Below are 6,390 nucleotides of genomic sequence, written 5' to 3'. Positions count from 1 at the left end.
GGCCGTCCACGCCAGGGCCGCCGCCCGCGTAAGCCACCACGCGGGGCCGAACTCCGCCAGCGCCCGGGTCCCGAGCGGTCCCCCGGCCGCCGCCGCCAGCAGCGCGGCGCCGATCCCGCACCCCACCGCCCCCAGCGCGGCGGTGAACGCGGTCTCCCGCAGGCTCCACGCCTCCTCGCGCCCAGCGTCGGCGGGCGCGGCACGTCGTACGGTGAACCAGGCGACCGTCAGCGCGGCCGCGACCGGGACCGCCGCGGTCGCCCAGTTCAGCGGCGTTCCCGCGCCCTCGGCCGGCACCGCGGCCAGCAGCGGGAAGTCCGGCAGCGCCGGGCGGCCCGCGAAGGCGACCGGGCTGACCGTGGACGCCGTGCCGAGCGCGAACCCCGGCCCGAGCCCGTACGCGGCGCCCCACACCGCCGCGTTCGGCACCAGCAGCAGCGCCAGGAACAGCACCGCGAACCGTCCGGCCCAGTCTCCGGAGAGCCGCAGGAACGAGTCCTGGACCGGATCCGCGTGCCACACCAGCGCCGCCGCGACCACGAGCGCGCCACCACCCAGCAGGACCATCACCCCGGCCGCCGCGGACCGGCCCACCACCCGGGCCCGCCGGACGAACCGGGAGCGTGCCATCGCCTCGTGGAGCCGGACCGGCGCCCAGGAAGGCGGCGATCCGAGCCGGCGCCCGGAGGCCGCCCACACCCCGGCCGCCGCCGCGCCCGCCACCACAAGGACCGCCGGGAACAGCAGGGACAGCGGCTCGGCGGACAGCGAGGCGCCGCGCGCGTAGAGCGCGACCGGCGCCCCGACCAGCAGGTACCCGCCCGTCACCAGGGCGCAGGCGCCGCCGGGCGAGAGGGCTCCGTGCCCTTCGTCGGGCTCCAGCACATCCCTGGCCGCGCGGTGCACCAGCCAGACCGGCAGGGCGGCGAACAGGAGGGGGACCACGCCGACGGGGGCGGGGGTCCCGGTGAGGGTGTCGGTTCTGATGAGTTCGGCGCCGTGGGCGAGCAGCCAGAGGCCGACGGCCGTGTGGACGGCCTCGCCGGGGCCGCTGTCGGCGCCGGGGGAACTGATCCAGAGGACCATGACGAGCACGGCCACGGAGCCCAGCCCGAGCCCCGCGGCCACGGCCCCGCGCAGCAGCGCCGAGGCCAGTACGGCGGGCCGTCCCCGCACTGCCGACAACGACGGGCTGCGTTCGGTCACTTGGGTCACCCCGCAATGCTCCCAACGACACGCGCTTATTCCATGTAACGGGCGAATGACCGCTGTGTCGCTCAATATGCGTTTATGTTCTTTTTCACCCAGCGCAGGCCGGGCGGGGAGCCCTCATGACACAGAGCACGACCGGCACGGCAGATACCCATCCGCTCCCCCCGCCCAAGGAGCGTCGCAGGCTGCGGGAGGCGAAGTCACTGAGTGAGGAGCAGGTCGCGGCGGCTGTGGGGGTCAGCCGGGCCACGGTCCGGGCCTGGGAGACGGGCCGCACCCGTCCACGCGGGCGCAAACGCGAGGCGTACGCCAGGCTCATCGGAACGGGTGACGCACCGTCCACCCCGCCCGCCGATGGCATCAAGCCGGACACCCCGGACAAGTGGTCGAAGGATTCAGCCGAACGGGCGGCCCGCCCGACTGCCTCCGCCGTAACTCCTGCGGCTGCTGAGATCGCTGATGCCGAGGTTGAGGCTGAGGCTGTTGCTGCCTCTCATGGCTCTGAGCCCGCCGAGGCTTCCGAGCCTTCCTGGGCAGTCTCCGCCGCCGGTTCCAGCGGCGGAGACAGCGGTTCGGGGGCCGGGACCGGGCCTTCGCCCGCCGAAGCGTTCGACGCCCTGTACCGGCACACCGCCGCCGCGCTGTTCCGCCAGACCTATCTGCTGACCGGCCGCCGCGGCCTGGCCCGCGAGGCCGTGGGCAAGGCCTTCGACCTCGCCTGGCAGCGCTGGCCGGAGGTCGCCGCGGACCGGGACCCGGTGGGCTGGGTACGCGCGGCCGCCTACGAACACGCGGTGTCGCCGTGGCACCGGCTGCGCCGCGCGCACCGCCGCCTCGATCCGCCGCCCGAGGCGCCCGGCCCCCGTGCGCTGCTCGACGCGCTGCTGGCCCTGCCGCCCTCGTACCGCCGCACGCTGCTGCTCCACGACGGAGTCGGGCTGGGGCTGCCGGAGACCGCGGCGGAGACAGAGGCGAGCACCCCGGCGGCGGCGGGGCGGCTGATGACCGCTCGGGCGGCCGTCGCCGAGCAGCTGCCCGAGCTCGCGAGGCCGTCGGCACCGGCCGAGCAGTCCGCGCTGCTGCACGAGCAGCTCGGCGCGCTCGCCCTCGCCCAGCCCGCACCCTCGCTGCCGGTCCCGGAGCTGATCCGTAGTGGCAGCGAACGCAAGGCGCAGCTCTGGACGCGGGCGGCCATCGCGTTCGTCGTGCTGCTGATCGGCCTGACGCTGATCACGCTGGCCACCGCCCCGAGGAAGTACGAGACACCCCAGTCGCCCGCGCAGAAGGTCAGCGGGGTGCCGCCGCTCGGCGGTCCGGGGAAGCTCACGCCGCAGGACAAGAAGCTGCGGAAGAAGTTCGGCAAGGAGCTCGTGCACGGTCCGGCCCGGCTGGTTCCCGAAGCGGGCTGAGTCCAGGGCCGTACGCGAGGACGCGGTGAGGCGTCAGGCGCCGAGGATCTCGCGCGCCAGCTTGGCGGTCTCGGTCGGCGTCTTGCCGACCTTGACGCCGGCGGCCTCAAGGGCCTCCTTCTTCGCCTGCGCGGTGCCGGAGGAACCGGAGACGATGGCGCCGGCGTGGCCCATGGTCTTGCCCTCGGGGGCGGTGAAGCCCGCGACGTATCCGACGACCGGCTTGGTGACGCTCGATGCGATGAAGTCCGCCGCACGCTCCTCGGCGTCGCCGCCGATCTCGCCGATCATGACGATGAGGTCGGTCTCGGGGTCGGCCTCGAACGCCGCGAGGGCGTCGATGTGCGTCGTGCCGATGACCGGGTCGCCACCGATGCCGACGGCCGACGAGAAGCCGATGTCACGGAGCTCGTACATCATCTGGTAGGTCAGCGTGCCCGACTTCGACACGAGACCGATGCGGCCGGGCTTGGTGATGTCGCCCGGGATGATGCCGGCGTTGGACTGGCCGGGGGTGATCAGGCCGGGGCAGTTCGGGCCGATGATCCGGGTCTTGTTGCCCTTCGCGCCGGCATACGCCCAGAAGGCGGCCGAGTCGTGAACGGCGATGCCCTCGGTGATCACGACGGCGAGGGGGATCTCGGCGTCGATCGCCTCGATGACGGCGGCCTTCGAGAAGGCCGGCGGCACGAAGAGGACGGACACGTTCGCGCCGGTCTTCTCCATCGCTTCCTTGACGGAACCGAAGACCGGGATCTCGCTGCCGTCGAAGTCGACGGAGGTGCCGGCCTTGCGCGGGTTCACGCCGCCGACGATGTTGGTGCCGTCGGCGAGCATGAGCTTGGTGTGCTTCATGCCCGTCGCGCCGGTCATCCCCTGGACGATGACCTTGCTGTCCTTGGTGAGGAAGATAGCCATGGTGGTCTGAGTCCCTCTTCCTTACTTCGCAGCCGCGGCGAGCTCGGCGGCCTTGTCGGCCGCGCCGTCCATGGTGTCCACGCGCTGGACCAGCGGGTGGTTGGCGTCGGAGAGGATCTTGCGACCCAGCTCCGCGTTGTTGCCGTCGAGGCGCACGACGAGCGGCTTGGTGACCGCTTCGCCCTTGGTCTTGAGCAGCTCGAGCGCCTGGACGATGCCGTTGGCGACCTCGTCGCAGGCGGTGATGCCGCCGAAGACGTTGACGAACACGGACTTGACGTCCGGGTCGCCCAGGATGATCTCGAGGCCATTCGCCATGACCTCTGCGGAGGCGCCGCCACCGATGTCGAGGAAGTTGGCGGGCTTCACGTTGCCGTGGTTCTCACCGGCGTACGCGACGACGTCCAGGGTCGACATGACCAGACCGGCACCGTTACCGATGATGCCGACCTCGCCGTCGAGCTTGACGTAGTTGAGGTTCTTGGCCTTGGCGGCAGCCTCGAGCGGGTTGGCCGCGGCCTTGTCCTCGAGCGCCTCGTGACCGGGCTGGCGGAAGTCGGCGTTCTCGTCGAGAGACACCTTTCCGTCCAGGGCCAGGATTCGCCCGTCCTTGGTCTTCACCAGCGGGTTGACCTCGACGAGGAGGGCGTCCTCGGCGACGAAGGTGTCCCACAGGGTCACCATGGCCTCGGCGACACCCTCGGCCACGTCGGCCGGGAACTTCGCCTGGGCCACGATCTCGCGGGCCTTGACGATGTCCACGCCGTCCACGGCGTTGACCGGGACCTTCGCGAGGGCCTCGGGGGTCTTCTCCGCGACCTCCTCGATGTCCATGCCACCCTGCACCGAGGCCATGGCCAGGAAGGTGCGGTTGGTGCGGTCCAGGAGGTACGAGACGTAGTACTCCGCCTCGATCTCCGGGGACAGCTCGGCGATCATCACCTTGTGGACCGTGTGGCCCTTGATGTCCATGCCGAGAATGTCGGTCGCCCGGGCGACCGCCTCGTCGGGGGTGGCGGCCAGCTTGACGCCACCGGCCTTGCCGCGGCCGCCGACCTTCACCTGCGCCTTGACGACAGACTTGCCGCCCAGCCGCTCGGTCGCCTCGCGGGCTGCCTCAGGCGTGTCGATGACTTCACCGGCCAGCACCGGTACACCGTGCTTGGCGAAGAGGTCCCTCGCCTGGTACTCGAACAGGTCCACGCGCGTCCGTCCCTTATCAAATGGTCTCGCGGTTGGTTTTCTGCGTGGGCGTGCCGCGAGGGGCAACGTGACTGCGACTGTCACCAGGAAGGCGCACACGGTGACCGAATACGCGGCATGTCCATCTCGCAGGTTATCCCCGCGCCCCGCAGGACCCTAAATCGCAGATCGCACCTGGGCGGTGATTACGGTCACAGGTCGCCCTGGTAGCCGGGTCGCAGTGGACAAAACGGCGCGGGCACACCGGTCGGGCGACCGCCCGTCATCCATGGGCCTCCTTGTCCGGCAGGGGCAGCGGCCGCTTCTCGATCGCCGCCGCCATCACCTCCGGAAAGAGGTCCGGCGTACATGCGAAGGCCGGAGCGCCCAGCGCGGCGAGTGCGCTCGCGTGGTCGCGGTCGTAGGCGGGTGCGCCCTCGTCGGAGAGGGCGAGCAGCGTCACGAACTGCACTCCGGACGCCTTCATCGCGGCGACCCGCTTCAGCATCTCGTTGCGGATGCCGCCCTCGTACAGGTCGCTGATGAGCACGACGACGGTGTCCGCGGGGCGGGTGATCCTGGACTGGCAGTAGGCGAGCGCCCGGTTGATGTCGGTGCCGCCGCCGAGCTGGGTGCCGAAGAGCACGTCCACCGGGTCGTCGAGCTGGTCGGTGAGGTCGACGACGGCCGTGTCGAAGACGACGAGCCTGGTCCGCAGGGCGCGCATGGAGGCGAGTACGGCGCCGAAGACCGAGGCGTACACCACGGAGGCCGCCATCGAGCCGGACTGGTCGATGCAGAGGATGACGTCCTTCTTCACGGACTGTGCCGCGCGGCCGTAGCCGATGAGCCGCTCGGGCACGATCGTGCCGGCCCCGTCCTCCCCGGGGAGGGTCAGGTAGTTCTTGAGGTTGGCCCGGATGGTCCGGTTCCAGTCGATGTCGTGGTGACGCGGCCGGCTGACCTTCGCCGAGCGGTCCAGTGCACCCGTGAGCGCCGCCCGGGTGCGGGTGGTGAGCCGGCTCTCCAGCTTCTCGACGACCTTGCGCACGACGGCTCTCGCGGTCTCCTTCGTCGTCTCGGGCATCACCTTGTTGAGCGAGAGCAGGGTGCCGACGAGATGGACGTCCGCCTCGACGGCCTCCAGCATCTCTGGTTCGAGCAGGAGCGCGGAGAGGCCGAGGCGGTCGATGGCGTCGCGCTGCATGACCTGGACGACGGAGCTGGGGAAGTACGTACGGATGTCCCCGAGCCAGCGGGCCACGGAGGGCGCGGAGGCGCCCAGTCCTGCCGAGCGGCCGCTGCCGCCCCGTCCGCCGGGCTGTCTCCCGCCCTCGTACAGCGCGGTCAGTGCGCCGTCCATCGCGGCGTCGCGTCCGGTGAGGGTGCAGCCCGTGCTCTGCGAGCTGTCCGCGCCCAGCACCATGCGCCAGCGCCGCAGCCGTTCACCGTCGTCCGCGCCGCGCACGCCGGCGGTCCCGTCCGTCCCGGCCAGGGTGTCCGCCACGGCCGTCGTGTCCGTCCTGGTCGTCGTCATCCCGTTGCCCCCAGCGGTTCCTCGGTGTGGTCGTGTCCCTCCGCGGCTCCGTCCCCGTCCACGTCCAGGCCCAGCAGCAGGCGCAGCACCGGCAGCACCGCGTCCGCCCGCGGTCCGTCGAGTACGGGGCCG

General features: G+C 71.7%; 5 protein-coding genes. 1 reads left to right on the top strand and 4 read right to left on the bottom strand.

What is annotated here, in order from left to right:
- A partial coding sequence (locus J1C73_RS31465) for a cell division protein PerM (protein ID WP_207319352.1) occupies nucleotides 1-1,206 on the bottom strand: 1,206 nt, incomplete at its 3' end.
- Nucleotides 1,207-1,331: 125 nt separating this feature from the next.
- Here J1C73_RS31465 and J1C73_RS31460 point away from each other — a divergent pair.
- Complete coding sequence (locus J1C73_RS31460; RefSeq protein ID WP_207319351.1) at nucleotides 1,332-2,621, top strand: helix-turn-helix domain-containing protein; 1,290 nt, start codon at nucleotides 1,332-1,334, stop codon at nucleotides 2,619-2,621.
- Nucleotides 2,622-2,654: 33 nt separating this feature from the next.
- Here the strand turns inward: J1C73_RS31460 and sucD are convergent, their stop codons facing one another.
- The 3 genes from sucD to J1C73_RS31445 all read right to left on the bottom strand — a co-directional run bounded on the left by sucD (nucleotide 2,655) and on the right by J1C73_RS31445 (nucleotide 6,258).
- Nucleotides 2,655-3,539 carry a succinate--CoA ligase subunit alpha gene (sucD, locus tag J1C73_RS31455; protein WP_207319350.1) on the bottom strand — a complete coding sequence of 295 codons (885 nt, stop codon included), beginning with the start codon at nucleotides 3,537-3,539 and terminating at the stop codon, nucleotides 2,655-2,657.
- Nucleotides 3,540-3,560: 21 nt separating this feature from the next.
- Nucleotides 3,561-4,742: an ADP-forming succinate--CoA ligase subunit beta gene (gene sucC, locus J1C73_RS31450; RefSeq protein WP_123461154.1), complete on the bottom strand. Its 1,182-nt coding sequence runs from the start codon at nucleotides 4,740-4,742 to the stop codon at nucleotides 3,561-3,563.
- 262 nt (nucleotides 4,743-5,004) lie between these two features.
- Complete coding sequence (locus J1C73_RS31445) at nucleotides 5,005-6,258, bottom strand: vWA domain-containing protein (protein ID WP_372446768.1); 1,254 nt, start codon at nucleotides 6,256-6,258, stop codon at nucleotides 5,005-5,007.
- Nucleotides 6,259-6,390: the final 132 nt, after the last annotated feature.

Origin of the sequence: Streptomyces laculatispora (genome assembly GCF_017353455.1) — a bacterium.
Lineage (GTDB): Bacteria > Actinomycetota > Actinomycetes > Streptomycetales > Streptomycetaceae > Streptomyces > Streptomyces laculatispora.
The sequence above is the reverse complement of the archived record's forward strand: the minus strand, read 5'-3'. Positions and strand labels throughout refer to the sequence as shown.

What these genes read in the sequence shown, in the direction of transcription:
- J1C73_RS31445 (WP_372446768.1), bottom strand. Translation starts at nt 6,258, where the DNA reads ATGACGACGACCAGGACGGACACGACGGCCGTGGCGGACACCCTGGCC.
- sucD (WP_207319350.1), bottom strand. Translation starts at nt 3,539, where the DNA reads ATGGCTATCTTCCTCACCAAGGACAGCAAGGTCATCGTCCAGGGGATG.
- J1C73_RS31460 (WP_207319351.1), top strand. Translation starts at nt 1,332, where the DNA reads ATGACACAGAGCACGACCGGCACGGCAGATACCCATCCGCTCCCCCCG.